This window comes from Murinocardiopsis flavida, assembly GCF_003014485.1.
GTDB classification, from domain to species: Bacteria; Actinomycetota; Actinomycetes; order Streptosporangiales; family Streptosporangiaceae; genus Murinocardiopsis; species Murinocardiopsis flavida.
Genome location: NZ_PYGA01000019.1, coordinates 53,102 through 78,362, shown reverse-complemented (window position 1 = coordinate 78,362; position 25,261 = coordinate 53,102). Strand labels below are relative to the sequence as shown.

Annotated in this window: 20 protein-coding genes; 1 reads left to right on the top strand and 19 read right to left on the bottom strand. The window is 71.9% G+C overall.

The window, feature by feature from the left end; all coding sequences use genetic code 11:
* Window positions 1-75: 75 nt before the first annotated feature.
* The 10 genes from CLV63_RS24040 to uvrC form a co-directional block, all read right to left on the bottom strand.
* Complete coding sequence (locus tag CLV63_RS24040; protein ID WP_106585464.1) at window positions 76-1,677, bottom strand: UDP-N-acetylmuramoyl-L-alanyl-D-glutamate--2,6-diaminopimelate ligase; 1,602 nt, start codon at window positions 1,675-1,677, stop codon at window positions 76-78.
* Between the two features lie 314 nt (window positions 1,678-1,991).
* Window positions 1,992-2,363 carry an RNA polymerase-binding protein RbpA gene (locus CLV63_RS24035; protein WP_106585463.1) on the bottom strand — a complete coding sequence of 124 codons (372 nt, stop codon included), beginning with the start codon at window positions 2,361-2,363 and terminating at the stop codon, window positions 1,992-1,994.
* 155 nt (window positions 2,364-2,518) lie between these two features.
* Entirely contained in the window at window positions 2,519-2,758 is a 240-nt protein-coding gene (gene secG, locus CLV63_RS24030) for a preprotein translocase subunit SecG (protein ID WP_106585462.1), read from the bottom strand.
* Between the two features lie 256 nt (window positions 2,759-3,014).
* The gene (gene tpiA, locus CLV63_RS24025; RefSeq protein ID WP_106585461.1) at window positions 3,015-3,791 is read right to left on the bottom strand and encodes a triose-phosphate isomerase; all 777 of its coding nucleotides are present in this window, start codon (window positions 3,789-3,791) and stop codon (window positions 3,015-3,017) included.
* 74 nt (window positions 3,792-3,865) lie between these two features.
* Window positions 3,866-5,053 (bottom strand): phosphoglycerate kinase, encoded by a 1,188-nt coding sequence (locus CLV63_RS24020; RefSeq protein ID WP_106585460.1) that lies wholly within the window; start codon window positions 5,051-5,053, stop codon window positions 3,866-3,868.
* Between the two features lie 124 nt (window positions 5,054-5,177).
* Window positions 5,178-6,185: a type I glyceraldehyde-3-phosphate dehydrogenase gene (gene gap / locus CLV63_RS24015; RefSeq protein ID WP_106585459.1), complete on the bottom strand. Its 1,008-nt coding sequence runs from the start codon at window positions 6,183-6,185 to the stop codon at window positions 5,178-5,180.
* A 343-nt stretch (window positions 6,186-6,528) separates the two neighbouring features.
* On the bottom strand, window positions 6,529-7,509 hold the full coding sequence (gene whiA, locus CLV63_RS24010; protein ID WP_106585458.1) for a DNA-binding protein WhiA: 981 nt from the start codon (window positions 7,507-7,509) through the stop codon (window positions 6,529-6,531).
* A gap of 162 nt (window positions 7,510-7,671) precedes the next feature.
* Window positions 7,672-8,658 carry a gluconeogenesis factor YvcK family protein gene (locus CLV63_RS24005; RefSeq protein WP_106585536.1) on the bottom strand — a complete coding sequence of 329 codons (987 nt, stop codon included), beginning with the start codon at window positions 8,656-8,658 and terminating at the stop codon, window positions 7,672-7,674.
* A 52-nt stretch (window positions 8,659-8,710) separates the two neighbouring features.
* Window positions 8,711-9,610, bottom strand: coding sequence for an RNase adapter RapZ (gene rapZ / locus CLV63_RS24000; RefSeq protein ID WP_106585457.1), 900 nt, complete (start codon window positions 9,608-9,610; stop codon window positions 8,711-8,713).
* Window positions 9,600-11,612: an excinuclease ABC subunit UvrC gene (uvrC, locus tag CLV63_RS23995; RefSeq protein WP_106585456.1), complete on the bottom strand. Its 2,013-nt coding sequence runs from the start codon at window positions 11,610-11,612 to the stop codon at window positions 9,600-9,602. Before uvrC ends, rapZ begins: the two co-directional genes overlap by 11 nt.
* Before the next feature lie 222 nt (window positions 11,613-11,834).
* Between uvrC and CLV63_RS23990 the strand changes: the two genes are divergently transcribed.
* Window positions 11,835-13,016: a mechanosensitive ion channel family protein gene (locus CLV63_RS23990; protein ID WP_106585455.1), complete on the top strand. Its 1,182-nt coding sequence runs from the start codon at window positions 11,835-11,837 to the stop codon at window positions 13,014-13,016.
* A 20-nt stretch (window positions 13,017-13,036) separates the two neighbouring features.
* Here CLV63_RS23990 and CLV63_RS23985 read toward each other — a convergent pair whose 3' ends face one another.
* The 9 genes from CLV63_RS23985 to recN form a co-directional block, all read right to left on the bottom strand.
* Window positions 13,037-13,459 (bottom strand): Rieske (2Fe-2S) protein, encoded by a 423-nt coding sequence (locus CLV63_RS23985; RefSeq protein WP_106585454.1) that lies wholly within the window; start codon window positions 13,457-13,459, stop codon window positions 13,037-13,039.
* A gap of 170 nt (window positions 13,460-13,629) precedes the next feature.
* Window positions 13,630-14,478 (bottom strand): RDD family protein, encoded by an 849-nt coding sequence (locus CLV63_RS23980; RefSeq protein WP_106585453.1) that lies wholly within the window; start codon window positions 14,476-14,478, stop codon window positions 13,630-13,632.
* 115 nt (window positions 14,479-14,593) lie between these two features.
* Window positions 14,594-15,127 carry an RDD family protein gene (locus CLV63_RS23975; RefSeq protein ID WP_170134310.1) on the bottom strand — a complete coding sequence of 178 codons (534 nt, stop codon included), beginning with the start codon at window positions 15,125-15,127 and terminating at the stop codon, window positions 14,594-14,596.
* A 105-nt stretch (window positions 15,128-15,232) separates the two neighbouring features.
* Window positions 15,233-18,067: an excinuclease ABC subunit UvrA gene (uvrA, locus tag CLV63_RS23970; RefSeq protein ID WP_106585451.1), complete on the bottom strand. Its 2,835-nt coding sequence runs from the start codon at window positions 18,065-18,067 to the stop codon at window positions 15,233-15,235.
* A 224-nt stretch (window positions 18,068-18,291) separates the two neighbouring features.
* Window positions 18,292-19,290, bottom strand: coding sequence for a TerC family protein (locus CLV63_RS23965; protein WP_106585450.1), 999 nt, complete (start codon window positions 19,288-19,290; stop codon window positions 18,292-18,294).
* A 369-nt stretch (window positions 19,291-19,659) separates the two neighbouring features.
* Window positions 19,660-20,877, bottom strand: coding sequence for a copper transporter (locus CLV63_RS23960; RefSeq protein ID WP_170134309.1), 1,218 nt, complete (start codon window positions 20,875-20,877; stop codon window positions 19,660-19,662).
* A gap of 5 nt (window positions 20,878-20,882) precedes the next feature.
* Window positions 20,883-22,049, bottom strand: a complete 1,167-nt coding sequence (steA, locus tag CLV63_RS23955; RefSeq protein WP_245929015.1) for a putative cytokinetic ring protein SteA — start codon at window positions 22,047-22,049, stop codon at window positions 20,883-20,885.
* A 90-nt stretch (window positions 22,050-22,139) separates the two neighbouring features.
* The gene (locus tag CLV63_RS23950) at window positions 22,140-23,228 is read right to left on the bottom strand and encodes a hypothetical protein (protein WP_106585447.1); all 1,089 of its coding nucleotides are present in this window, start codon (window positions 23,226-23,228) and stop codon (window positions 22,140-22,142) included.
* Window positions 23,229-23,496: 268 nt separating this feature from the next.
* Window positions 23,497-25,203, bottom strand: coding sequence for a DNA repair protein RecN (gene recN / locus CLV63_RS23945; RefSeq protein WP_106585446.1), 1,707 nt, complete (start codon window positions 25,201-25,203; stop codon window positions 23,497-23,499).
* Window positions 25,204-25,261: the final 58 nt, after the last annotated feature.

The following is a 25,261-nucleotide window of genomic DNA, read 5'->3' as shown; positions in this document are numbered from 1 at the left end:
TGGCCCCGCGCCCGCGTGCGGGCGACCCGGTCGGAGCCGCCGCACCGGCGCCGCGGGGCCGGGCGGGTCGGGGGGTCAGCCCTGTTCGAGCCGCCATCGCAGCGCGTCGCCGAGAACCCGGCGGTCGTCGAACGGTAGTTCCTCGCCGCCGACGTACTGGCCGGTCTCGTGGCCTTTTCCGGCGACGACGAGCACGTCGCCGGGCTGTGCGCGGTCGACGGCGAGTTCGATCGCCGCGGCGCGGTCGGGTTCGACGGTCACCCGGGCGCGCTGGTCGGCGGGGACCTTGGCGACCCCGTCGAGCATCGCCGCGAGGATGGTGACGGGGTCCTCGGTGCGCGGGTTGTCGTCGGTGAACACGACGGTGTCGGCCAGGCGCACGGCGGCCTCGCCCATGAGCGGGCGCTTGGCGCGGTCGCGGTCGCCGCCGCAGCCCACGACCATGGTCACCTGCCCGGTGGCGATCTCGCGGACGGAGGTCAGCACCGCCTCGATGGCGCCCGGCTTGTGGGAGTAGTCGACGATCGCCGTGAAGTTCTGGCCTTCGTCGACGCGCTCCATGCGCCCGGGCACGCCCGGGCACTCGGCGACTCCGGCGATCGCCTCGTGCATGGGGATCCCGGCCTCGATGAGGCCGACGATCGCCGCCAGCGCGTTGGAGACGTTGAACGGCCCGGGCAGCCGCACGGTCGCCTCGCCCTCGACCCCGCCGGGGCCCACCACCCGGAACGCGCTGCCCTCGGGGCCCAGCCGGACGTCGTCGGCCCGCCAGTCGGCCTCGTGGTCGCCCTCGGCGGAGAACGTGGTCACCGGCACCTCGCCGCGCGCCTGCACCATGTCGATGAGGGCGCGGCCGAAGCGGTCGTCGGCGTTGACGACGGCCATGCGGGAGTACTCGGGCGTGAACAGCATCGCCTTGGTGTCGAAGTACTCGCGCAGGTCGGCGTGGAAGTCGAGGTGGTCCTGGGAGAGGTTGGTGAACACCGCGACGTCGTAGCGGGTCCCGGCGACCCGGCCCATGGCGAGCGCGTGGCTCGACACCTCCATCGCGGCGCCGCCCACCCCCCGCTCGCGCATGACGGCGAACAGGCCGTGCAGGTCGGTGGACTCGGGCGTGGTGAGCGCGGCGTCGACGCGCTCGCCTGCGACCCGCATCTCCACGGTCCCGATGAGGCCGGTGGTGAGGCCGGCGGCGCGCAGCCCCGCCTCGACCAGGTAGCTGACGGTGGTCTTGCCGGCGGTCCCGGTGGTGCCGATGAGCAGCAGGCCGTCGGAGGGGTCGCCGTAGACCCACGCGGCGATCTCGCCGAGCCGCGAGCGCGGATCGGGCACCGTGAGCACCGGCAGCCGGGTGCCCGCGGCGCGGTCGTAGCCGTCGGGGTCGGTGAGGATCGCGACGGCCCCGGCGTCGGCGGCCTGCGCGGCGAACTCGGCGCCGTGCACGCGCGCGCCGGGCAGCGCGGCATAGAGGTCGCCGGGGCGCACGGCGCGGGAGTCGTGCGTGATGCCCGTGATGGTCGCCTCGGCGGGGTCGGGCCCCGCCCCGCCGTCCGCGGCCGGTGCGGCGCCCTCGGTCAAGGGCGGCTCCGTGGAGTCCACACACGTGAGGAACGCCCCGGATCCGAGCTTCCTGGCGAGCTCGGTGAGGGGGCGGAGCTGATTCTGTAGGGGTCGCATTACCGGTGCCACGCGGAGAGCGTATCCCCTGTTGAACAGGCGTCGTTAATCCGTGTGCGGCGGGGCCGCGCGCCCCCGCCGGGCCCGCCGCCGGACACGGCGAGGCGCCCGCCGACGGGTCGGCGGGCGCCTCGGGCGTACTGGTTCGCGGCTAGGTCGTGTTTAAAAAGTCATTTCGGGCTCGCGGCCACCAGACACCGCCTCGCGGCACCGATGTCACTCGAACAGCCAACCAGGCTGAACTTCGTGAATCGGCTTGCGACGCGGCGCCTGGACGGCCGCTCGCTGACCCGAAAGCACTTTCTAAACACTCCCTAGTTCGCGTTGGCCTTGATGGCGGCCTCGACGGCGGCGCGGTTGGCGCGCAGCTTCTCGAGGGCCTCGTCCAGGATGGCCTGGCCGTCGGCGACCGTGCGCCGCTCCTTCACGTAGGCCAGGTGGGTCTTGTACGGCTCCGTGCGCGGCGGCGCCGGAGGGGCGTCGGGGTCCTGCCCGGCGGGGAACCCGCAGCGGGGGCAGTCCCACTCTTCGGGGACCAGGGCCTCATGCGCGAAGCTCGGCATGACCTGGTGCTTGTTGGCGCAGTAGAACGCGACGCGCACGCGCGGAGCGGACTCACCGCGCTCTGCCTCGCCCATCGGACCCGCACCGACACGGCTGCCTCGGATGGCGCTGCCACTACCCACGAAAATCTCCTTGGCGGACATACCCCCGAACGAACAGGGACGACCTGGCTTGTTCTGCGGTCAATCGAGAAGAGTGCCCCGCGCGGTGCCGGGGGTGGGCGCGGACACGCGACGGCGTCCGGGCCGCGCAGGCGCGGGCTTCTCAGGTGCTGCGTTCAGATGCCGCCGCGGTTGATCAGCAAGCCGAGGGCGACGATGAGGACGAACCACAGGACGGCGGTGATGATGGTCAACCGGTCGAGGTTGCGCTCCACCACCGATGAGCCGCCCAGCGAAGAGCTGACGCCGCCGCCGAACATGTCGGACAGACCGCCGCCCTTGCCCTTGTGCATCAGGACCAGCATGACGATCAGCAGGCTGAGGACCATCAGCGCAATAGACAGACCGAGGATCACGTGCTCACCTGTAACTCGACCCCTGTGAGGGGGAATTGAGGATGGGAAAGGCCCCGGGACCGCGACCGTACCGCTCGGCTGAAGCGAAGGCGCCCGCGGATAAGGGACCGGGGACTCTACTGGATTTTACCGTGCCGGACGACGGGATGGACCCGGTTCCGGTACGGAACCTCAGCAGAGTGTAGCGGCGCACCCCTGGTGCTCTCGACACCGGTGGACGCCGGGCCCGGCGTCCACCGTGCGCCGCGCGGCGATACTAGTCCTCGCCCAGCCTGGCGAGCTTGGCGAACTCGTCGGCCTTCAGGCTCGCGCCGCCCACCAGGGCGCCGTCGATGTCGTCCTTGGCCATGATCCCCGCGACGTTGTCGGCCTTCACCGAGCCGCCGTAGAGGATGCGGGTGCGCTCGGCGGTCTCGGGCGAGTACAGCTCGGCGATCCGGGCGCGCAGCGCACCGCACACCTCCTGGGCGTCCTCGGGGGTGGCGACCTCGCCTGTGCCGATGGCCCACACCGGTTCGTAGGCGACGACGATCCGGCCGGCCTGCTCCTCGGTGACGTCCTTCAGCGCCGCGTCGAGCTGCGCCACGGAGTGGGCGACCTGCCCGCCGCTCTTGCGGACCTCCAGGCCCTCCCCCAGGCACAGCAGCGGGGTGACGCCGCTGGCGAACGCGGCGCGGACCTTCGCATTGACGAGGGCGTCGTCCTCGTTGTGGTACTCGCGGCGCTCGGAGTGCCCCGCCAGCGCGTAGGTGCAGCCGAGCTTGGCGAGCTGGGCGCCGGAGACCTCACCGGTGTAGGCGCCCTTGTCGTGCGCCGAGATGTCCTGCGCACCGTAGCCGATGCGCAGCTTGTCGCCGTCGATCAGGGTCTGCACGCTGCGCAGGTTGGTGAACGACGGGATCACGACCACCTCGGCCCGCTCGAAGTCGGCGTCCTTGAGGGAGAACGCGATCTTCTGGACGAGGCTGATCGCCTCCAGGTGGTTGTTGTTCAGCTTCCAGTTGCCCGCGATCAGCGGTTTGCGGTCGGCCATGGTCGTCGATACGTCCTCGGGTCGGGGTCGGATTGCGGTCGGGGGTGCCCGCGCCTGCGTGCCGCGGGCCGGGGTCAGTCCGCCAGGGCCTGGATGCCGGGCAGGGTCTTGCCCTCCAGGTACTCCAGGCTGGCGCCGCCGCCGGTGGAGATGTGGCCGAACGCCGCCTCGTCGAAGCCGAGCGCGCGCACGGCCGCAGCGGAGTCGCCGCCGCCCACGACGGTGAACGCGTCGGAGTCGATCAGCCCCTGCGCGAGCGCGCGGGTGCCGCCGGCGAACGCCGCCATCTCGAAGACGCCCATGGGGCCGTTCCAGAAGACGGTCTTGGCGTCGGCGAGCTTCGCGGCGAACAGCGCGCCGGACTCCGGGCCGATGTCGAGGCCCAGCCGGTCGGCGGGGATCGCGTCGGCGGCGACCGCGGCGTGCGGGGAGTCGGCGGCGAACGCGTCGGCGGCGACGATGTCGACGGGCAGCACCAGTTCGACGCCTTCGCGCTCGGCGCGGTCGATGTACTCGGCGACGACCGGGACCTGGTCCTCCTCCAGCATGCTGCGGCCCACCTCGTAGCCCTTGGCCTTGAGGAAGGTGAAGACCATGCCGCCGCCGATGATCAGGCGGTCGGCGGTGCCCAGCAGGTTGTCGATGACGGCGAGCTTGTCGGAGACCTTCGCGCCGCCCAGCACGACGACGTAGGGGCGCCGCGGGTCGCCGGTGAGGCGGTGCAGCACCTCGACCTCGGCGAGCACCAGGCCGCCGACCGCATGCGGCAGCCGCTGCGGCAGGTCGACCACGCTGGCGTGCTTGCGGTGCACCGCCCCGAAGCCGTCGCCGACGTAGAGGTCGGCGAGGGCGGCGAGGCGGTCGGCGAACTCGCCGCGCTCCGCGTCGTCCTTGCTGGTCTCGCCGGGCTCGAACCGGAGGTTCTCCAGTACGGCGACCTCGCCGTCGGCGAGCGCCGCCGCGGTGGCCCGCGCGGACTCCCCCGCGGTGTCGGCGGCGAAGCGCACGTCGGCGCCCAGGAGTTCGCCCAGCCGGGCGGCGACCGGCCCCAGCGAGAACTCCGGGGCGACCCGGCCCTTGGGGCGGCCGAGGTGGGCGCCGACGACGACGCGGGCGCCGCGTTCGCGCAGCGCGGTGATGGTGGGCAGGGCGGCCCGGATGCGGCCGTCGTCGGTGATGCGCTCACCGTCGAGGGGCACGTTCAGGTCGGCCCGGACGAACACGCGCCTGCCGGCGACGTCGAGATCGTCGATCGTCCGCATGGGGGTCCTCTCACAGCAGCGATGTCGGGTGGAGCGGGTGCGCGGGCCGGTGCCGCAAACACCGCGGTGGCGCCCCCGCTGGGGGCGCCACCGCCGGTCGCAAACGCGGGTACCGCCTCAGCGCCTACAGGTTGGAGCCGACCAGCGAGGTCAGGTCGACGATGCGGTTCGAGTAGCCGAACTCGTTGTCGTACCAGCCGATGATCTTGACCGTGTTGCCGAACGCCATGGTCAGGCTGGCGTCGAAGGTGCACGACGGCGTGGTGCCCACGATGTCGGACGACACGATGGGGTCCTCGGTGTACTTCAGCAGGCCCTTGAGCGGCCCCTCGGCTGCGGCCTTGAACGCGGCGTTGACCTCGTCCTTGGTGACCTCGCGCTCCAGCTCCACCACGAGGTCGGTCACCGAGCCGTCGGGGACCGGGACGCGCATGGCGATGCCGTCGAGCTTGCCCTGGAGCTCCGGCAGCACCAGCGCCGTGGCCTTGGCCGCACCGGTGGTGGTGGGGATGATGTTCTGCGCCGCCGCGCGGGCCCGGCGCAGGTCCGAGTGCGGGAAGTCCAGGATGACCTGGTCGTTGGTGTAGGCGTGCACCGTGGTCATGAGGCCCTTGACGATGCCGAAGTTGTCGAGCAGCGTCTTGGCCATCGGTGCGACGCAGTTGGTGGTGCACGACGCGTTGGACACGATGTGGTGCGACGCGGGGTCGTACTTGTCGTCGTTCACGCCCAGCACGATGGTGAGGTCCTCGCCCTTCGCGGGGGCGGAGATGATGACCTTCTTCGCGCCGGCCTCGATGTGCTTGCGGGCGTCCTCGGCCTTGGTGAAGTGGCCGGTCGACTCGATGACGACGTCGACCCCGAGGTCGCGCCACGGGAGGGCGGCGGGGTTGCGCTCGGCGAGCGTCTTGATGGTGGTGCCGCCGACCGTGATGCCGTCGCCGTCGGCGGTGACCTCGGCGTCGAGGGTGCCGAGCACGGTGTCGTACTTGAGCAGGTGCGCGAGCGTGGTGTTATCGGTGAGGTCGTTCACCGCGACGATCTCGATGTCGTTCCTGCCGGACGCCTGGACGGCCCGGTAGAAGTTGCGACCGATCCGGCCGAAGCCGTTCACGCCTACACGGATGGTCACTCGAACCATTCTCCTCACGTGTCGATTGCGTCGTTGACGCTGAGGTCCGACGCGGCACGCGCCGGATCGCGGTATCAGTGCGCTGGGATGGCTTCAGCCTATCGCCCTGTGTCTGCGTGGGCCGCAGGGAGTCGGGGTCGGCCGGAGCGGCCGACGGGCCGCACGCGCCCCCCGCGCACCAGAGGTATAGACCATTAGAGCGTATGTTTCGACCGGATTTCTAGGTGTTTCCGCAGATCGTGAAAGCGTGGTCGGGGGGTTTTCCGCTTCACAATTCATTACGCGGTGCCGGCGGCTCCGGCCGCGCGGCGGTACCGGGCGCGCCGCGCGGCGCGGCCGCGGTTCAGGGCACGAGCATGTCGGGCGTGAGGTTGGCGTCGGTGCCGGGCATGTGCAGGTCCGAGGCGCGCTTGTCGGCCATGGCGAGCAGCCGCCGGATCCGCCCGGCGATGGCGTCCTTGGTGAGCGGCGGGTCGGACAGCTGCCCCAGCTCCTCCAGCGACGCCTGCTTGTGCGCGAGCCGGAGCTGCCCGGCGGCGACCAGGTGCTCGGGCGCCTCCTCGCCGAGGATCTCCAGTGCCCGCTCGACCCGGGCGCCGGCCGCCACCGCGGCGCGGGCGCTGCGGCGCAGGTTGGCGTCGTCGAAGTTGGCCAGCCGGTTCGCCGTGGCGCGGACCTCGCGGCGCATGCGGCGCTCCTCCCAGGCGAGCACGCTCTGGTGCGCCCCCAGGAGGGTGAGCAGCGCGCCGATGGAGTCGCCGTCGCGGACCACGACACGGTCGACACCGCGCACCTCGCGCGCCTTGGCGTGCACCTTGAGGCGGCGCGCCGCCCCCACCAGCGCCAGGGCGGCCTCGGGGCCGGGGCAGGTGACCTCCAGCGACATGGAGCGCCCCGGCTCGGTCAGGGAGCCGTGCGCGATGAACGCGCCGCGCCACGCCGACTCGGCGTCGCAGGCGCCGCCGGCGACCACGTGCCGCGGCAGGCCGCGCACCGGGCGGCCGTTGTTGTCGATCAGCCCGGTCTGGCGGGCCAGGCTCTCGCCGTCCTTGATGATCCGCACCACGTAGCGGTTGCCCTTGCGCAGGCCGCTGGGCGCCAGGACCACGACCTCGGACTCGTGCCCGAACACCTCCGAGATGTCCTTGCGCAGCCGCCGCGCCGCCGCACCGGTGTCGAGCTCGGCCTCGATGACGATCCGGCCGCTCACCAGGTGCAGGCCACCCGTGAACCGCAGGATCGTGGACACCTCAGCCTTGCGGCAGCATGGCTTGAGAACGGTCAGCCGGCTCAACTCGTCCTTCACCACGCCGGTCATCGCCATGGATGTGGTCCTCCCCCTGGAACGCAGGTGTTCGCGCGGTGCCGCGTGGGCACGGATGCTTGTCAGGACGCAGACTACTCGGCGCGCGCGGCAATGCCAGACTCTGGGACGCGTGTCCAAAACCCCAGGTGGAAACGGCGAGTCGCATTTCGCGACAAACGCTTATTCGTGCCGGGCCGCGCGGCGGCCCGGCGGCGGCGGGTGCGCGGCGGCCCCGGGCCGCGACGCCCCGAAGACGCCGTCGAACGCCGCGGCGAGCCGGTGCGGATCGTGCCGCGGGCTGCCGTCGCCGGCCGCGATCTCCGCCAGCACCAGCCGGCCGCCGAGCTTCGCCGCGGCGTCGCGCAGCGCCTGCGGCTCGTCGACCATGGCGGCGTCGGCGAGCACCACGTCGATGCGCAGCGCGGGCGCGTGCGCGGCGAGCACCTCCAGGTAGGTGTGCGGGGCGAAGCCGTCGGTCTCGCCGCGCTGCGGCGACAGGTTCAGCGCGACCAGCCGCTTCGCCCGGGTGGCGACGAGCGCCCCGGCGAGCTCGGGCACCATCAGGTGCGGGAGCACGCTGGTGAACCACGACCCCGGCCCGAACACCACCCAGTCGGCCTCGCGCACCGCCTTGACGGCCGGCGGCGACGCCGGCGGGGACGCCGGGACAAGCGACACCGAGCGGACCCGGCCGTTCGTGCTCGCGCACGCCACCTGGCCGCGCACCGTGGTGACATCGGTCGGCCGGGCGGGGTCGGCGCCCTCGACCTCGGCGACGATGTCCAAGGGGATCGACGACATCGGCAGCACCCGGCCGTGCGCGCCGAGCAGCTGGCCCACCCAGTCGAGGCCGGCGACGGAGTCGCCCAGCAGCTCCCACAGGGCGACGATGAGGAGGTTGCCGACCGCGTGGCCGTGCAGGTCGCCCTCTGAGCGGAACCGGTGCTGCACCACCTCGCTCCAGGTGTGCCCCCACTCGTCGTCGCCGCACAGGGCCGCCAGCGCCATGCGGAGGTCGCCCGGAGGCAGCACGCCCAGTTCCCGGCGCAGCCGCCCGCTGGAGCCGCCGTCGTCGGCGACCGTGACCACGGCGGTGAGGTCGGTGGTGACCCGGCGCAGCGCCGACAGGGAGGCGTGCAGCCCGTGCCCGCCGCCCAGGGCGACCACGCGCGGCGGGGAGCCGGCGTCGCCGCCGTCGTCCGGATGCTCCGGCAAGCGGCTACTCCCGTCCCACATCGCGGTGCACGACGTGCACGTCGAGCCCTTCGTCGCGCAGCCGCTCGCCGAACTGCTCCGACATGGCGACGCTGCGGTGCTTCCCGCCGGTGCAGCCCACGGCCAGCGTCAGATAGTGCTTGCCTTCGCGCTGGTAGCCGTCGATGAGCAGGCGCAGCACCTCGGTGTAGGCGTCGAGCAGCTCCTTGGCGCCCTTCTGCGCGAGGACGTAGTCGCGCACCGCTGCGTCGCGGCCGTTCATGGGGCGCAGCTCCGGCACCCAGTGCGGGTTGGGCAGGAACCGGCAGTCGACCACGAGGTCGGCGTCGACGGGCAGGCCGTGCTTGAACCCGAACGACACGACGTTCGCCCGCAGGTGGGTCTTCTCGCCCTCGCCGAAGAACCCGATGACCTTCGCCTTGAGCTGGTGGACGTTGAGCTGCGAGGTGTCGATGACGAGGTCGGCCTCGTCGCGCACGGTGCGCAGGGTCTCGCGTTCGCGGGCGATGCCGTCGGTGAGGCGGCCGTCGCCCTGCAACGGGTGCGGGCGGCGGACGCCCTCGAAGCGGCGCACTAGCGTTTCGTCGCCGGCCTCGAGGAACACCACGCGGGCGGCGATGCCGCGGGTGCGCAGCGCCTCGACCGTGGACAGCAGGTCCTCGGTGAACGCCATGCTGCGGACGTCGACCACCGCGGCGACCTTCGGCACGGCGCCCTTGGTGCGGCCGGCGAGGTCGATCATGGTGGGCAGCAGGCCGGGCGGGAGGTTGTCGACCACGAACCAGTCGAGGTCCTCCAGCGCCCGCGCCGCCGTGCTGCGGCCGGCGCCGGACATCCCCGTGACGATGACGATCTCCGGCGGAAGTGCTCCGCTCAGGGTGTTCGGCACGTGCTCATCCCCCATTGGATTGTTGGGCCCCGCCCTGGTCAGGGCCCTGGCTCCCAGTATCGCGGTCGCCGTTCAGCATCGACTGGATGGTCGCCGCCGTGCGCGCACCGATACCGGGGACCTCCCCGATCTCGGCCACGGTCGCGGCCGCCAGCCTGCGCACGGAGCCGAAGTGCTTGAGCAGCGCGTTGCGCCGGGCCGGTCCGAGACCGGGCACGTCGTCGAGCGCGCTGCCGGTGAGCGCCTTCGCCCGCATCTGCCGGTGGTAGGTGTTGGCGAAGCGGTGCGCTTCGTCGCGCACCCGCTGGAGCAGGTACAGCCCCTCGCCCGCGCGGGCGAGGATGACCGGGTCGTCGTCGCCCGGCAGCCATACCTCCTCCAGTCGTTTCGCGAGACCGCACACGGCGATGTCGGTGACGCCCAGTTCGTCGAGCGCCCGCTGCGCCGCGTCGACCTGCGGGCGGCCGCCGTCGACCACCACGAGGTTGGGCGGGTAGGCGAACTTCGCCGGTTCGGGGCCCGCCTCGCCGTCGGACTCGCCGGCGGGGCCGCCGATGGCTTCGCCCGACTTCTCGCTCTCCTCAAGGTAGCGGGTGAACCGCCGCTTGATGACCTCGTGCATCGCGGCGACGTCGTTCTGCTCCGCGCCGCCCGCGCCGCTGCCCCTGATGCTGAAGCGGCGGTACTCCGACTTGCGCGCCATGCCGTCCTCGAACACCACCATGGACGCCACGACGTGGGTGCCCTGGAGGTTGGCGACGTCGTAGCACTCGATGCGCAGCGGCGCCTCGGCCAGCCCCAGCGCCTCCTGGACCTCGCCGAGGGCCTTGCTGCGGGTCGTGAGGTCGCCGGCCCGCTGGGTCTTGTGCCGCGCCAGCGCCTGGGCCGCGTTCTTCGCCACGGTCTCCAGCAGCGACTTCTTGTCGCCGCGCTTGGGCACCCGCAGCGACACCGGGCCGCCGCGGTGCTCGGCCAGCCAGGCGTCGACGGCGCCGGGGTCGGCGGGCAGCTCCGAGACGAGCACCTCCCGGGGGATGGCCGCCGCCGCTCCGTCGGCGGCGTCGGCCGCGTCGCCGGGGCCGATGGCGCCGTAGGTCTGGGCGATGAACTGCTCGACGAGGCGGCCGGTGCCGACGTCCTCGACCTTGTCGACGACCCAGCCGCGCTGGCCCCGGATGCGCCCGCCGCGCACGTAGAACACCTGGACCGCCGCTTCGAGAGGGTCCTCGGCGAAGGCGATGACGTCGCAGTCGGTGGACTCGCCCAGCACCACGGACTGCTTCTCCAGTGCGGTGCGCAGCGCCTGGATGTCGTCGCGCAGCCGGGCCGCGCGCTCGTAGTCCTGCTCGCCCGCCGCGGCGCGCATCTGCTGCTCGATGCCGCGCACATAGCGGTTGGTGTCGCCGGCCATGAAGGAGCTGAAGTCCTCGGCGAGCGCCCGGTGCTCAGCGGGGGTGACCTTGCCGACGCACGGCGCCGCGCACTTGTCGATGTAGCCGAGCAGGCACGGCCGCCCGCTGGACTTGGCGCGCTTGAACACCCCAGCGGAGCAGGTGCGCACCGGGAACACGCGCAGGAGCAGGTCGACGGTCTCGCGGATGGCCCACACGTGGGAGTACGGGCCGAAGTAGCGCACGCCCTTGCGCTTGGCGCCGCGCATGACCTGGACCCGGGGGAACTCCTCGTTGAAGGTGATGGCGAGGTAGGGGTAGCTCTTGTCGTCGCGGTACTTGACGTTGAACCGGGGGTCGTACTGCTTGATCCAGGAGTACTCCAGTTGGAGCGCCTCGACCTCGGTGCCCACCACGGTCCAGTCGACGTCGGCGGCCGTGGCGACCATCGACTGGGTGCGGGGGTGCAGCCCCGCGAAGTCCTGGAAGTAGGACGAGAGCCGGGCGCGCAGGTTCTTGGCCTTGCCGACGTAGATGACGCGCCCGTGGGAGTCGCGGAAGCGGTACACACCGGGGTCGGTCGGGATCGACCCGGGCTTGGGCCGCAGCTTGGGTTGCGCTGTCATACCCACCATTCTGGCGCCGGTTCGGACATCCTGCGCGACGCCACGGGAGCAGTGGCCGACCGGGTACTGTTCACTACGCCGCGCGGCGTTCTACCGTGGAGCATGGACGCCCCGTTCGGCGATGCGCTAAGTCACCTCGGTTATGTCACGGTTTGGTATCTGGATGCTCTAGGTTGGGTCCGATACCGGGCGGTTTCTCTACCTTTGAGGGGGCTCACAGCCGTGAAGTTGGAACATTGGATCGCGCTCGGCGTCGCCGTCGCGATCTCCGTGCTCCTGGTCACGGTGATGCACTGGCTGCTCACCCACCAGTTGTCGAAGGTGTGGCGCATGGCCGGTCCTCTGGTCAACCGCTGCACCTACGCCGCGTACTTCGCCGCGGCCGTGGTCGGGGTGAACATCGCCATCCCCGACTCCAAGGGGTTCACCGGCGACGCCCCCATCGGCTGGTCGACCTTCCAGCACACGATGACGATCGCGCTCATCGCGTCGATCACCTGGCTCGCGCTGGCGGCCGCGTTCGCGGTCACCGACACCGTCCTCGACCGGCTCGCGCTCCAGAGCGCCGACGCCGACCGCCGTTCGCGCCGCTTGCAGACCCAGGTGAAGCTGCTGCGCAGGGTCATCTCGTCCATCATCGTGATCCTCTCGGCCGCGGCGATCCTGTTCACCTTCGACGCCTTCGCCCCGCTGGGCGCCGGGATCCTCACCTCCGCCGGCCTCATCGGCATCATCGCCGGTGTCGCCGCGCAGTCCACGCTGGGCAACCTGTTCGCCGGCCTGCAACTCGCGTTCAGCGACACCCTGCGCATCAACGACATCGTGGTGTTCAACGAGGAGTGGGGCCGCGTCGAGGAGCTCACCCTCACCAACGTCACGCTGCGGCTGTGGGACGAGCGGCGCTTCGTCGTCCCGGTCTCCCACTTCACCAACAACGCGTTCGAGAACTGGACCAAGCAGGGCACCTCGATCACCGGCGCGGTGATGCTGCGGGTCGACTGGGAGGTCCCCATCGACAAGATCCGCGAAGAGGTCGGCGCCTACGTCACCAACCACCCCCTGTGGGACGGCCGCCGGTGGTCGCTCCAGGCGACCGAGGTCCTCGAAAGCGGGCTCATCGAACTCCGCGCGGTCGTGACCGTCGCCGACTCCGACGCCCGCTGGGACCTCTGCTGCGATCTCCGCGAGCACATGATCGGCTACCTCGCCGAGCAGTTCCCCGAGGCGCTGCCGCGCAACCGCACCGAGTTCACCGTGCCCGACGACTCCTCAGCGGGCTACGCCGGCATCTGGCCCGAGTCCGCGTTCCGCCGCGGCACGCCGCCGCTGCCGGTCGGCGCGCGGAAGGAGTCGGGCGGCGCGCACCACACCGACCGGGGCGAGACCCCCTCCGACGAAGGCTGAGACGGCACCGGCGCACCCGTTCAGACCAGGGTGATGTCGGTGCCCTCCACGGTGACGTCCAAGGGCTCCAGCGGCTTGTTCGCGGGGCCCTCCAGCACGTCGCCGGTCGCCAGGTCGAACTCGCTGCCGTGGCACAGGCAGTGGATGTTCTCCTTGACCTCCTGGATCGTGCACCCGGCGTGCGCGCACACCGCGCTGAACGCCTTGTAGTCGCCCTTCGCGGGCTGGGTGAGGACCAGCTTGCTCTTGACGATGACCGTGCCGCCGCCCTCGGGCACGTCGCCGGTCTGCGCCACCACCGTGCCGTGCAGCTTGTCGTGCGGCGTGGGCCGGTCCTCCTCGGGGGTCGCGCACGCGGCGGCCCCCACTGCCGCGGCGCCCGCGGCCCCCGCCGCTCCCAGCACCCTGCGCCGGGTGACCCCGGTTCCCGTCGGCTCCCGCATCGTGCTCGCTTCCCCGTTCCGCTCGGCCCGCCCTACGTACTACGACAGACTGTAGTACTGGGTGCGGGCGGCCCCTCGGCGGGGCCGGTGATCCGCGGATGCGCAGGACACAGAGCGAGGGCGGCCCCCGTGAACCGGGGACCGCCCTCGCGTGTGCTGTACCGGTGGAACTAGCGGGACGACACGACCAGGGTCTTGGCGATCTTGTCGTTCAGCGACTGGTTCTGGCTGTCCCACAGCGGCCAGAGGCCGTTGAGGAGGACGTAGATGCCGGCGATGCCGGCCAGGCCCGCACCGCCGATGAACGCGAGCACACCCATGAGGGCGTAGGCGCCCCACCAGGCGGCGGCGCGGGTGTAGGCGGTACCGCCCGGCAGGCCGGCGCCGTACCCGGCGCCGCCCAGCGGGGTGACGACCGCGCTCACGGCCATCTTGCCCAGGGTCTGGCCCTTGCTGGAGAGCATGAGCCCTTCGTAGACGATGCCGATGACGGCGAGGATCAGGTAGCCGATGCCCATGGACATGGCGCTGGCCGCGGCGACGTCCTCGGCGTAGCTCGGCGACATGATGTCGGTGGGCATCATGGCCGCGGACAGGATGGCGATGACGATGCCGCCGGGGATGCCGACGATGAAGCCGTCGATGACGCGGGCACCGAACCGCCCGCCCCACCCTGCGGCGGGACGCTGCGGCTGGCCGTACCCGCCCGGGCCGTAGCCCGGCTGGCCGCCATAGGGCTGCTGCTGCGGGGCGTAGCCGGGCTGGCCGCCGTACGGCTGCTGGGGCTGCGGGGGCGGCGGCTGCTGCGGGCCGTAGCCCGGCTGGCCGCCGGGGTAGGGCTGCTGCGGGCCGGAACCGTACCCCGGTTGCTGGGGCTGCGGGGGCGGCGGCTGCTGCGGGCCGTAGCCCGGTTGGCCGCCGTAGGGGGGCTGCTGCGGGCCCGAGCCGTAGCCGGGCTGCTGGGGCTGGTAAGGACCCCCGCCGTGCGGCGGCTGTTCAGGCGGCGGTGGGTAACTCATGTGGGCTTGCACCTCGGGGTGTGTTCGATCGTCTGGATTGAAGGCTGCTCAGCATTCCACTGACCCGGCGGGGGCACCAAATTCGGGATCCGGGCCGTGTGCCGATGCGCCCAGGTTAGCCCGTGCGCACGACTACGGTACGCGCGAGCTTGTCGTGGAGCCCTTGCCGGTACGGCGTGTCCCAAAGTGGCCAGAGAACATAGGCGATGAGGGAGGCGATCGCAAGGCCGGCGACAAGGACGATGTTCGTCCAGAAGAACAGTACCCAAAGGTGGAAGACTGCCGCTCTGACCAGGACGGTGCTGAACGGGATCGGCTGCTCGAAGGAGCGGTTGTCCAGCGAGGCGACCCTGATCTTCAGCAGATGTTTGCCGAACGTCTTGCGCAGCTTGGTCAGCGTGACGACGTCGTACGCCGTGAGGCACAGGTACAGGGCGACGCTGAAGATGACGGCGAACTTGTCCTGCGTCGCGCCGGAACTGTTCGATGCCAGGTTCAGGGTGAGCTGGGCGCCCATCCAGATCAGGCTGAACACCAGCGCCACGATCAGCGCCGGGATGGTGACGACCGCGACGTCGACGAGGCGGGCGGCGGCACGCGGCCCCCACGGTGCCAACGGCGGGGCGGGGCGCTGACTGCGGTCGTCCATGGGCTCTCTCGACGGCGGTGCTGGCTGCTGGGGCGGGAACGGGGGATGGCTCATCGCCCCCGACCCTACCGAGACCGGGCGCACTTGGCACCCGGCCCCGGGTGTTCACAGGATCTTCGCGAGGAACTCGCCGGTGTAGCTGCCCTCGGCGGTGGCGATCTCTTCGGGGGTGCCGGCGGCGAGGACGGTCCCGCCGCGCGCACCGCCCTCGGGGCCCATGTCGATGACGTGGTCGGCGGTCTTGATGACGTCGAGGTTGTGCTCGATGACGATCACGGTGTTGCCGCTGTCGACCAGGCGGCCCAGCACCCCCAGCAGCTTGCGGATGTCCTCGAAGTGCAGGCCGGTGGTGGGCTCGTCGAGGACGTACACGGTGCGCCCGGTGGAGCGCCGCTGCAACTCCGAGGCGAGCTTCACCCGCTGCGCCTCGCCGCCCGACAGGGTGGTCGCGGGCTGGCCGAGGCGGACGTAGCCCAGGCCGACGTCGTTGAGGGTCTGCATGTGCCGGCGGATGGCGGTGACCGGCTCGAAGAACTCCAGCGCCTCCTCGATGGGCATGTTCAGGACCTCGGCGATGGTCTTGCCCTTGTAATGGACGTCGAGGGTCTCCCGGTTGTAGCGGGCGCCGTGGCAGACCTCGCAGGGGACGTAGACGTCGGGCAGGAATTGCATCTCGATCCGGAGGGTGCCGTCGCCCGCACACGCCTCGCAGCGTCCGCCCTTGATGTTGAAGGAGAACCGGCCGGGCTGGTAACCGCGCATCTTCGCCTCGGCGGTCGCGGCGAACAGCTTGCGGATGTGGTCGAACACGCCCGTGTAGGTGGCGGGGTTGGAGCGCGGTGTGCGGCCGATCGGGCTCTGGTCGACGTGCACGACCTTGTCGGCCTGGCCCATTCCGTTGACCCGCACGTGCCGGCCCGGCACCGTGCGCGCCCCGTGCAACTCCTTCGCGAGCGCCTTGTACAGGATCTCGTTGACGAGGGTGGACTTGCCCGACCCCGACACCCCGGTGACGGCGGTGAACACGCCCAGCGGGAACGGGACGTCGATGCCGCGCAGGTTGTTCTCCGTGGCGCCCTTCACCACCAGCTCGCGGCCCTTGGTCGCGGGCCGGCGGACCGCAGGCAGCGGGATCTCGCGGCGGCCCGTGAGGTAGGCGCCGGTGGCGGAGTCAGGGCTGGCCAGCAGGTCCTCGACGGTGCCGGACACGACGACGTCGCCGCCGTGCTCGCCGGCGCCCGGGCCGATGTCGACGACCCAGTCGGCCGCCCGGATGGTGTCCTCGTCGTGCTCGACCACGATGAGGGTGTTGCCGATGGTGCGCAGCCGCTCCAAGGTCTCCAGCAGCCGGAAGTTGTCGCGCTGGTGCAGCCCGATGGACGGCTCGTCGAGGACGTACAGCACGCCCACCAGCCCCGACCCGATCTGGGTGGCGAGGCGGATGCGCTGCGCCTCGCCGCCGGAGAGCGATCCGGTCGGCCGCTCCAGGTTGAGGTAGTCGAGGCCGACGTCGAGCAGGAAGCCCAGCCGCGCCGAGATCTCCTTGAGGACCTGCGCGGCGATGGTGCGGTCGCGGTCGCTGAGCTCGACCGTGCGCAGGAACACCGCCGCCTCGTTCAGCGGCAGCGCCGCAACGTCGGCGATGGAGTGCCCGCCGACGGTGACCGCGAGGATCACCGGCTTGAGGCGCCGACCGTGGCACGCCGCGCACGGCACCGTGCGCATGAACCCTTCGAGGCGCTCGCGGCTGGTGTCGCTCTCGCTCTCGGAGTGGCGGCGCTTCACCCACGGGATGACGCCCTCGAAGTCGGTGTAGTAGGAGCGGGTGCGCCCGTACCGGTTGCGGTACTGCACGTGGACCTGGGTGTCGTGGCCCTCAAGCAGCGCGGTGCGCGCCTGCTTGGGCAGCTTCTCCCACGGGGTGTCGAGGGTGAACCCGATGGCGTCGCCAACGGCCTGCATGAGGCGGCCGAAGTACTCGCTGGCGTGCCCGCCCGACCAGGGGGAGATGGCGCCGTCGGCGAGGGACTTCTCGGGGTCGGGGACCAGCAGCTCCGGGTCGACCTCCATGCGGGTGCCCAGGCCCGCGCACTCGGGGCAGGCGCCGTAGGGCGAGTTGAAGGAGAACGAGCGGGGTTCGAGCTCCTCGAACGACAGGTCGTCGTAAGGGCAGTACAGGTGCTCGGAGTAGATCTTCTCGCGCTCGGGGTCGTCCTCGGGGAGGTCGACGAAGTCGAGCAGGATGGTGCCGGCGGCGAGGCCGAGGGCGGTCTCGACGGAGTCGGTCAGCCGCTTCTTCGAGGACTCCTTGACGCTGAGCCGGTCGACCACCACGGCGATGTCGTGCTTCTCGTACTTCTTGAGCTTCGGGACGTCGTCGAGGCGGACCGCGGCGCCGTCGACCCTGGCGCGGGTGAAGCCCTTGGACTGGAGGTCCTTGAACAGCTCCGCGTACTCGCCCTTGCGCCCGCGGACGATGGGCGCGAGGACCTGGAACCGGGTGCCCTCGGCGAACTCCATGACGCGGTCGACGATCTGCTGCGGGGTCTGCCGCGCGATCTCCCTGCCGCACTCGGGGCAGTGCGGCACCCCGATGCGCGCCCACAGCAGCCGCAGATAGTCGTACACCTCGGTGATGGTGCCGACGGTGGATCGGGGGTTCTTGCTCGTGGACTTCTGGTCGATGGAGACCGCCGGCGACAGGCCCTCGATGAAGTCGACGTCGGGCTTGTCCATCTGGCCGAGGAACTGGCGGGCGTACGCCGACAGCGACTCGACGTAGCGCCGCTGCCCCTCGGCGAAGATCGTGTCGAACGCCAGCGACGACTTGCCCGAGCCGGACAGTCCGGTGAACACGATCATCGCGTCGCGCGGAAGATCGAGTGAGACGTCCTTCAGGTTGTGCTCGCGGGCACCCCGGATGACCAGTTGATCGGCCATTTGTGAAAACCAGCCCCTTCGGGTTCGGCGCACAGGGGAAGGGCCGTCGTCGTCCGACTGCTCAGAGACGTGTGCGGCGCGCTCGGCGTCCGACCTTCCTTCACCACCAACCACTCCGGCGCCGGGAATCTTCCATGCTCAGGTGCATGGCCCGACGGGGAGTGCGCCCGCCGGTACCCCCGGCGGGCGCATGCGACTATACCCGAACAGTCGTTCGAGGGCGGCTACTTCCCGGCGTCGACCGACTCCGCCTTCTTGCCGTCGTAGCGCGCCTTCAGCAGGCTCGCGACGATGGTCACGACCATGACGCCGATGATGACGGTCAACGACATCCCGATGCTCACCTCGGGGACGTGCACACCGTTCTCGTGGAGGGCGTGCAGGAGCATCTTGATGCCGATGAACACCATGATGACCGCGAGGCCCCAGCTGATGTAGGCGAGTTTGTCCATGAGGCCGGCGAGGAGGAAGTACAGCTGGCGCAGGCCCAGCAGTGCGAACGCGTTGGCGGTGAAGACGATGTAGGCGTCCTGGGTCAGGCCGAAGATCGCGGGGATGGAGTCGACGGCGAACACCAGGTCGGTGACACCGATGGCGACGATGACCATGAGCATCGGGGTGACGTAGCGCTTGCCGTTCTGCACGACCGTCAGGTGGGCGCCGTGATAGTCGTCGGTGACCGGCCACACCTTCTTCACCATGCGCACCGCGAAGGAGTCGGTGAAGTCCTGGTCGCCGTCGTCCTGCTTGACGTGGTCGTAGACGATCTTCACCGCGGTGTAGATGAGGAACGCGCCGAACAGGTAGAAGACCTCGCTCCAGGCGTTGATGGCCTGGGCGCCGATGGCGATGAAGATGCCGCGCATGACCAGGGCGATGACGATGCCGACCAGCAGCACCTCGTGCTGGTACTTCTTCGGCACCGCGAAACTGCCGATGATCAGGTAGAAGATGAAGAGGTTGTCGACGCTGAGGCTCTTCTCGGTGACGAACCCGGCGAAGTACTCGCCCGCCGCCGTGCTCCCGCCGAAGTACCAGACACCGAATCCGAAGATGATGGCGATGCCGATATAGAAGGCCGCCCACCAGCCGGCCTGCTTGACCCCGAATTCTTTCGGGCCGCTCTTCTTACTCCACGGGTGGTCGACGATCGCGAGGTCGATCGCGAGGATGGCGATCATCGCTCCGATGGTCGCGAGCCACACCCACAGGGGAACATCCATGTACGAACTCTCCTCCGGTCTTGCCAAACCCAGCACAGGCGAGTGGGGCATGGATTACGAACCGGAGGTCTCTCCCGCCCATCCGGACCGGATAGGCCGGCGGCACCGGGTCCGCACTGTGTGCGCACCGTGATGACGGCACCGCCGCGAAAAGGGATACTCCCCTCACGTTTTTACAGGGTCCGCACATCGCAGCGTGAAGCGGCACATGCGCGATCCCCGTCCATCATGCCATCCATGCGCGTTGATGTGGATTGCTGGAAGTGATGTATTGCCTCACCAGAGTGTGGGGAACCACTCACTCGGGACGCGTCACCCCCTTCCGCCGACCGGACCGGACCCCCGCCCCACTGCCCCGGCCGCGGCGGTTCAGTCGGGCTCGGGGCGCACCTCGTCCCCCTCGGTGTCGCGCGGACCCGGCACCGGGTCCGGCAGCGGGCGGGTGGCGCCGTCGGCCACCCCGTAGTGGCCGCTGCGCCGCTCCAGCGCGTCGGCGAGCGCGAGGACGCCCACCACCCCGCCCGAGACGGTGCCCAGGGTGTCCACGGTGGAGAACCCGGTCTCCCCCGCGCGCGCCTGCGCGACCAGGCCGCCCGGCCCGGCCGAGGCGGTGTCACCCGCCAGCACCGCGCCGCCCGACCGCGTGCTCATGGCCCGGGTCAGCGCCAGGACCGAGGCGTTGCCGTCAGCTGTCGGGAGCGGATCGGCCGGTCCGATGACGAGGGCGACGTCGGCCTTGCCCTCCGGCGCGCGGCCCGTCACCAGCCCGGCGTCGGAGTAGGCGGCGAGGACGGCGGCGGCGCCGGACCCGCCGGCCGGGGCGCCGGGCCGCGGCGCCACCTCCGGGAGCGGCGCCGGCGCCCCCGGGGACGCCCCGGACTCCGCACCCGCTTCCGCGCTCGGTTCCGCGGCCCCGTCGCCGCCATCGGGCTCCTGCGCGGACGATCCGGTCTCCGCTCCCTCGTCTCCCTCGTCCGCGCGCGGCCCTTCGGCCGCTCCCCCGTCGCCCGACGCACGCGCGGAACCCTCGGACTCCGCGCCCTTGCTCCCGGGCGCGGCCGACTCCTCCTCGGCTTCGGCGCTGTCGGGCGCCGGAACCAGGAGCGCCTTCGCGAGCTGGGTCCCCGCCTTCTCGTACGGGCCGCCCTCGGCACGCGAGTCCTCGGGGGCGACGCGGTCGGCGAGCCCGCCGACGAACGACGCCTCCTCGGGGTCGGTGAACTTCCCGGCGAGCAGCAGCCGCCCGGCGACCGTCCCCCCGGCCTGCTCGATCCGTGCTGTCGCGTCCTTGCGCTGGGCCGGGTCCGCGTTGGGCGCCTCCACGACGACGACCTTGGCGCCGTCGAGCCGGCCGGCGAGCATCTCCGCCGCGTAGGCGTCGACGACCCCTTCACCGCCCTTGTGCAGGCGCCGGGCGAGGTCGCCGTCCCGGTCGGCCGCCGCCGGCTCCGCCGGTACCGGGGTGTCCTCCGCGCGCAGCGTGTGCAGCAGCGGGGTCCCGAGGACCGTGGCGCCCAGCGCCACCCCCACCGCCAGGGCGAGGAACACGGCGACGATGGACACCAGGTGATAGCGGAAGTCGACCATGCGCCTCATCCGCTCAGCCACGACCGGGCGGCGGCCAGCCGCTCCGCGAGCAGGTCCATGGGCACCCCGCCCTGCGGCGTCACAGCGAGGGCGACCGCGATCACGGCCAGGGCCGCCGCGACCGGCGCGAGCAGGGTCCACGGGGAGATGCGGCGCCGGTACAGCAGGGCGACGGACCGCGCGTCGACCACGGTCGTGCCGAGCCCGAGCCGGGTCAGGTGGCTGCCCGCCGCAGCGGTGCGGCCCTTGTCGAACAGGTCCTCCAGGCGCGTGTGCGCACCGGCGACGACGACGAGCGACGCGCCCGCGGCGTCGGCGAGCAGCAGCGCGGCGTCCGCCCCGCTCCCGCTGGTGGCGAAGACCACGGCGTCGCGCCCGAGTGCGCGGGCCCTCAGGAGGCCGCGCGGCCTGCTGTCGCGGTCGGCGCGCACGACCAGCTCCGCGCCGTCGGTGAGCGCGTCGTCGGAGACCTGGCCGAGGTCGCCGACGACGAGGTCGGGGCGGTAACCGGCGTCGCGGAGCGTGTCGGCGCCGCCGTCGACGCCCACGAGGACGGGGCGCTGGTCGCGCAGGTAGGCGCGCAGCGCGGCGAGGTCGTCGCGGTGGCGGGGCCCGCGTACGACGACGAGGACCGGCCGGCCCTCCATCGCGGTCTCGACGGCGGGCAGGCCGACGCCGTCCAGCAGCAGCCCGTGCTCCCGGCGCAGGTAGTCGGCGCTTTCGGCGGCGTATGCCGCCAGCTGCGCGGGCAGCCGGTCGCGCGCCGCGGCGAGGGCCGCGGCGACCCGGCCGGCGTCCTGCTGGACACCGGTGGAGACGATCCCCTCGTCGCGGTACAGGGCCCCGCCGTGCAGTCGCAGCCGTTCACCGTCCCGTACCAGGGCGAACACTTCGGGCCCCACCTCGTCCACGAGGGGGATTCCGGCCGCGACGATGCGCTGCGCCCCGAGGGTGGGGTGGCGCCCGCTGATGCTCGCCGAGGCGTTCACGACCGCGGCGACGCCGCGGTCCAGCAGTACCTCGGCGGTCGGCAGGTCGATGTCCAGGCGGTCGATGACCGCGATGTCGCCGGACCGCAGCCGGTGCGGGTGGATCCGGCCGCGCCGGTCGACGCGGACGTGCGCGGTCACGCCGGGCGGTCCGCCCTCTTTCGAGCGGCGCAGCCTGGGCATTCGTGCTCGTAGCGCGGTTGCGACCTTCATACCGCGCATCCTGCCAGCGCACCGTGCGCGATCGGCGCATCACCGAACATATCGGCGTGTTCACTCTGAGTGATCACCGGTCGATTCGGGCATACCGCGCTTACCGCGCCCGCAGTGGCCGCACCGCGGGCGGGTGCGGATCCCGTAGGACGCCGCCGCGACGCTCAGCCCTGCGCCCCACATCAGGTACGCGGGGACCGCGGTCCAGAAGAACGCGGTGCCGTAGCCGCCGAAGGACGCGAACCCACCGGTTCCCGTGATCGCGGCCGCCACCATCTCGACCTGCGCGTAGCCGAAGTAGCTGACCAGCCCGATCCCGATCACCAGTCCCGGTCCGAGGACCAGCCACCGCGGCACCGCGCGCCCCGCCAGCGGGAGCACCCACCGCGGCCACACCCGGCCCCAGCGGTGCACCTGCGCGAGGGGCAGCACCGTCCCCGCCATCACCGCCCCGGCGAGGAACGCGGACCCTGCCGCCAGGGTCGCGAGGTCGCCGCCCGCACCCGCCGTGAGAGGGCCCTGCGCCCCGCCGGACACCGCCGCGACCTCCGCCGCGATGCGCAGCGCGAAACTCGCGGCGGCGAGGTAGGCGGCGGCGAACGCCCACCGGGGGACGGCACCGGGTTCGGGTTCCGCCGCGTGCGGCGCCCGGCCGCAGTACGCGCACACAGGACGGATCCGACGGTGCGCCGCGACCAGGGCCGCTGTGAGCAGCAGCGCGACGGCGAGGCAGCCCAACCGGCTGCCCATCGGGAGGAGGGCCGTGGAGACACCCAGCCCGAACAGGAGCCCCGCGATGTCGAGCATCAGCAGCGCGCACATCGCGACCAGCGTCGCCGCGATCGGTACACCGGCGAGGATGAGCACCCTGGTCGCCCGGCGGGGCAGCCGCGGCGCGCTGAGAACGCCGGCGATGAGCACGGCGCACCCGCACAGCACCACGCCGCCCGCGCCCTCGAAGAACACCAGGTCGGAGCCGATCGGCGGAAAATCCGGCAGGCCGGTCGCCGCCCAGTACAGGCGCACCGCGCCGTAGATCGCAGCCCAGCACGCCGCGAGCGGTGCCGCGAGGCGCGCCCAGGCGGGCGCCGGGGCGTCGGGGCGCGCGCCCGTGCCGGCGGTGTTCGGTTGTCGCGTGTCGGTGTCCATGCCACCGACTCTCGCGTTCCGGATCCCCGCAGCGAATCACGCTGCGGATGGACCACCCTCCCCCCTCAGAGGGAATCCGCCCGGATCGCCCGCCGCGACGGATCGTCATCGTCCTCGACGGAAAGCGCGGCCGAGAGCAGTGGCGCCCCCGCCTCGAATCGGCAGAGGTGGCGCATGCCCCGTGTGAGCCGTCGCCGGAGGTGCCGGGGCGACCGCAGGAGGCGGCAACGACCCGACCGCCCGGGGGTCGGCGGGCGGGCCCGCGCTGTCAGCCCTCGTGGGCGTGTTCGGCGGAGGCGATGGTGAGGAGTTCCTCCGCGTGGGCCCGGCCCAGTTCGGAGTCCTCCAGCCCGGCGAGCATCCGCGACAGCTCACGGACCCTGCCGTCCTGGTCCAGGCGGATCACCCCGCTCTCGGTGACGATGCCGTCGCTGGACTTCTCCACGAGCAGGTGCGCGTCGGCGAACGCGGCGACCTGCGGCAGGTGCGTGACCACCACGACCTGGGCGCGCCGCGCCAGCCGCGCCAGGCGGCGGCCGATCTCCACGGCGGCCTTGCCGCCCACCCCCGCGTCGACCTCGTCGAAAACGAAGGTCGGCACGGGGTCGGCCCCCGCGAAGACGACCTCGATGGCGAGCATCACCCGCGACAGCTCACCGCCCGACGCCCCCTTGTTCAGGGCCAGCGGCGGGGCGCTGGGGTGCGCGGCGAGCAGCAGCTCGATGTCGTCGCGCCCGTGCGGGCCGAAGTCCTCGCCGGTGGTCACCCGGACGCTGACCCGCGCGTGCGGCATCGCCAGCGCGGTCAGCTCCTCGGTGACGGCGGTGCCGAAGGTCTCGGCCGCGTCGTTGCGGATGGCGGTGAGGGCGTCGGCCGACTCGGTGAGGGCCGCCCGGAGCTGCTCCTCCTCGTCGGTCAGCGCGTCGATCCGCTCGTCGTCGCCGTCGAGTTCGATGAGGCGCTTTGCGGCGTCCTCGGCCCAGGCGAGCACGTCGTCGACGGATTCGCCGTACTTGCGGGCGAGCTGGGTGAGGAGCGCCCGCCGTTCCTGGACCACGGCCAGCCGGGCGGGGTCGGCCTCGACCGACTCGCCGTAGGAGGCGAGTTCGGCCGCCGCGTCGGCGAGGGAGTAGGACACCTCGTCGAGCCGGTCGGCCACCACGGCGAGCGCGGGGTCGTGCTCGCGGACGCCGGTGAGCGCCCCGCGCGCGGCGGCGAGCAGGCCGACCACGTCGGCCTGCATGTCGGCCGCGGGGTCGCCGGTCAGCGCCTCGTGGGCGGTGGTGGCGGCGACGCGCAGGGAATCGGCGTGCGCGAGCTTGGTCTCCTCTGCGAGGAGGTCGGTGTCCTCCCCCGCAAGCGGCTCGGCCGCGTTGATCTCCTCCATGCCGAACCGCAGCATGTCGGCCTCCTGAGCGCGTTCGCGCGCCCGGGTGGTGATCTCGGCCAGCTCGGCGGCGACCTCGCGGTGCCGCCGGTAGGCCGCGCTGTAGGTGTTGAACGCCTTGGTCAGCGCCTCCCCCGCGTAGCGGTCGAGCGCGGCCCGCTGCCGCTCCGGGCGCAGCAGCCGCTGCTGGTCGGACTGCCCGTGGACGGCGACCAGGTCGTCGGCGAGGTAGGCGAGGACGCTCACCGGCGCGGACCGGCCGCCCAGCGTCGCCTTGGACCTGCCCTCGGCGGAGACGCTGCGGGTGAGGATGAGGACGTCCTCGTCCAGTTCGCCGCCTGCTTCGGCGACCCGCTCGGCGACCTTGCCCTCGCGGGGGACGGTGAGGCGGCCCTCGACCACCGCGCGCTCGGCCCCGGGGCGGACCCGCTGCGGGTCGGCGCGCCCCCCGAAGAGCAGGCCGAGCCCCGTGACGACCATGGTCTTGCCGGCACCGGTCTCACCCGTGACAACGGTGAATCCCGGGGACAGTTCCAGCACGGCGTCATCGATGACGCCGAGCCCCTGGATACGGACTTCTTCCAGCACCGAACCCTCTCCTGCTTCGCCACGTTGGCGCCGCGCCTGCACGCCTCGTTGTCGTCTC

Excerpts from the sequence above, each read along its gene's own strand:
- tpiA (WP_106585461.1), bottom strand. The coding sequence starts at position 3,791 with ATGGCCGACCGCAAACCGCTGATCGCGGGCAACTGGAAGCTGAACAAC.
- CLV63_RS24040 (WP_106585464.1), bottom strand. The coding sequence starts at position 1,677 with ATGCGACCCCTACAGAATCAGCTCCGCCCCCTCACCGAGCTCGCCAGG.
- CLV63_RS23965 (WP_106585450.1), bottom strand. The coding sequence starts at position 19,290 with ATGGATGTTCCCCTGTGGGTGTGGCTCGCGACCATCGGAGCGATGATC.
- CLV63_RS23985 (WP_106585454.1), bottom strand. The coding sequence starts at position 13,459 with ATGCGGGAGCCGACGGGAACCGGGGTCACCCGGCGCAGGGTGCTGGGA.
- CLV63_RS23960 (WP_170134309.1), bottom strand. The coding sequence starts at position 20,877 with ATGGTCGACTTCCGCTATCACCTGGTGTCCATCGTCGCCGTGTTCCTC.
- uvrA (WP_106585451.1), bottom strand. The coding sequence starts at position 18,067 with ATGGCCGATCAACTGGTCATCCGGGGTGCCCGCGAGCACAACCTGAAG.
- CLV63_RS24020 (WP_106585460.1), bottom strand. The coding sequence starts at position 5,053 with ATGCGGACGATCGACGATCTCGACGTCGCCGGCAGGCGCGTGTTCGTC.
- whiA (WP_106585458.1), bottom strand. The coding sequence starts at position 7,509 with ATGGCGATGACCGGCGTGGTGAAGGACGAGTTGAGCCGGCTGACCGTT.
- CLV63_RS23975 (WP_170134310.1), bottom strand. The coding sequence starts at position 15,127 with ATGGACGACCGCAGTCAGCGCCCCGCCCCGCCGTTGGCACCGTGGGGG.
- rapZ (WP_106585457.1), bottom strand. The coding sequence starts at position 9,610 with ATGGGGGATGAGCACGTGCCGAACACCCTGAGCGGAGCACTTCCGCCG.
- uvrC (WP_106585456.1), bottom strand. The coding sequence starts at position 11,612 with ATGACAGCGCAACCCAAGCTGCGGCCCAAGCCCGGGTCGATCCCGACC.
- CLV63_RS23980 (WP_106585453.1), bottom strand. The coding sequence starts at position 14,478 with ATGAGTTACCCACCGCCGCCTGAACAGCCGCCGCACGGCGGGGGTCCT.
- steA (WP_245929015.1), bottom strand. The coding sequence starts at position 22,049 with ATGCCCAGGCTGCGCCGCTCGAAAGAGGGCGGACCGCCCGGCGTGACC.
- CLV63_RS23950 (WP_106585447.1), bottom strand. The coding sequence starts at position 23,228 with ATGGACACCGACACGCGACAACCGAACACCGCCGGCACGGGCGCGCGC.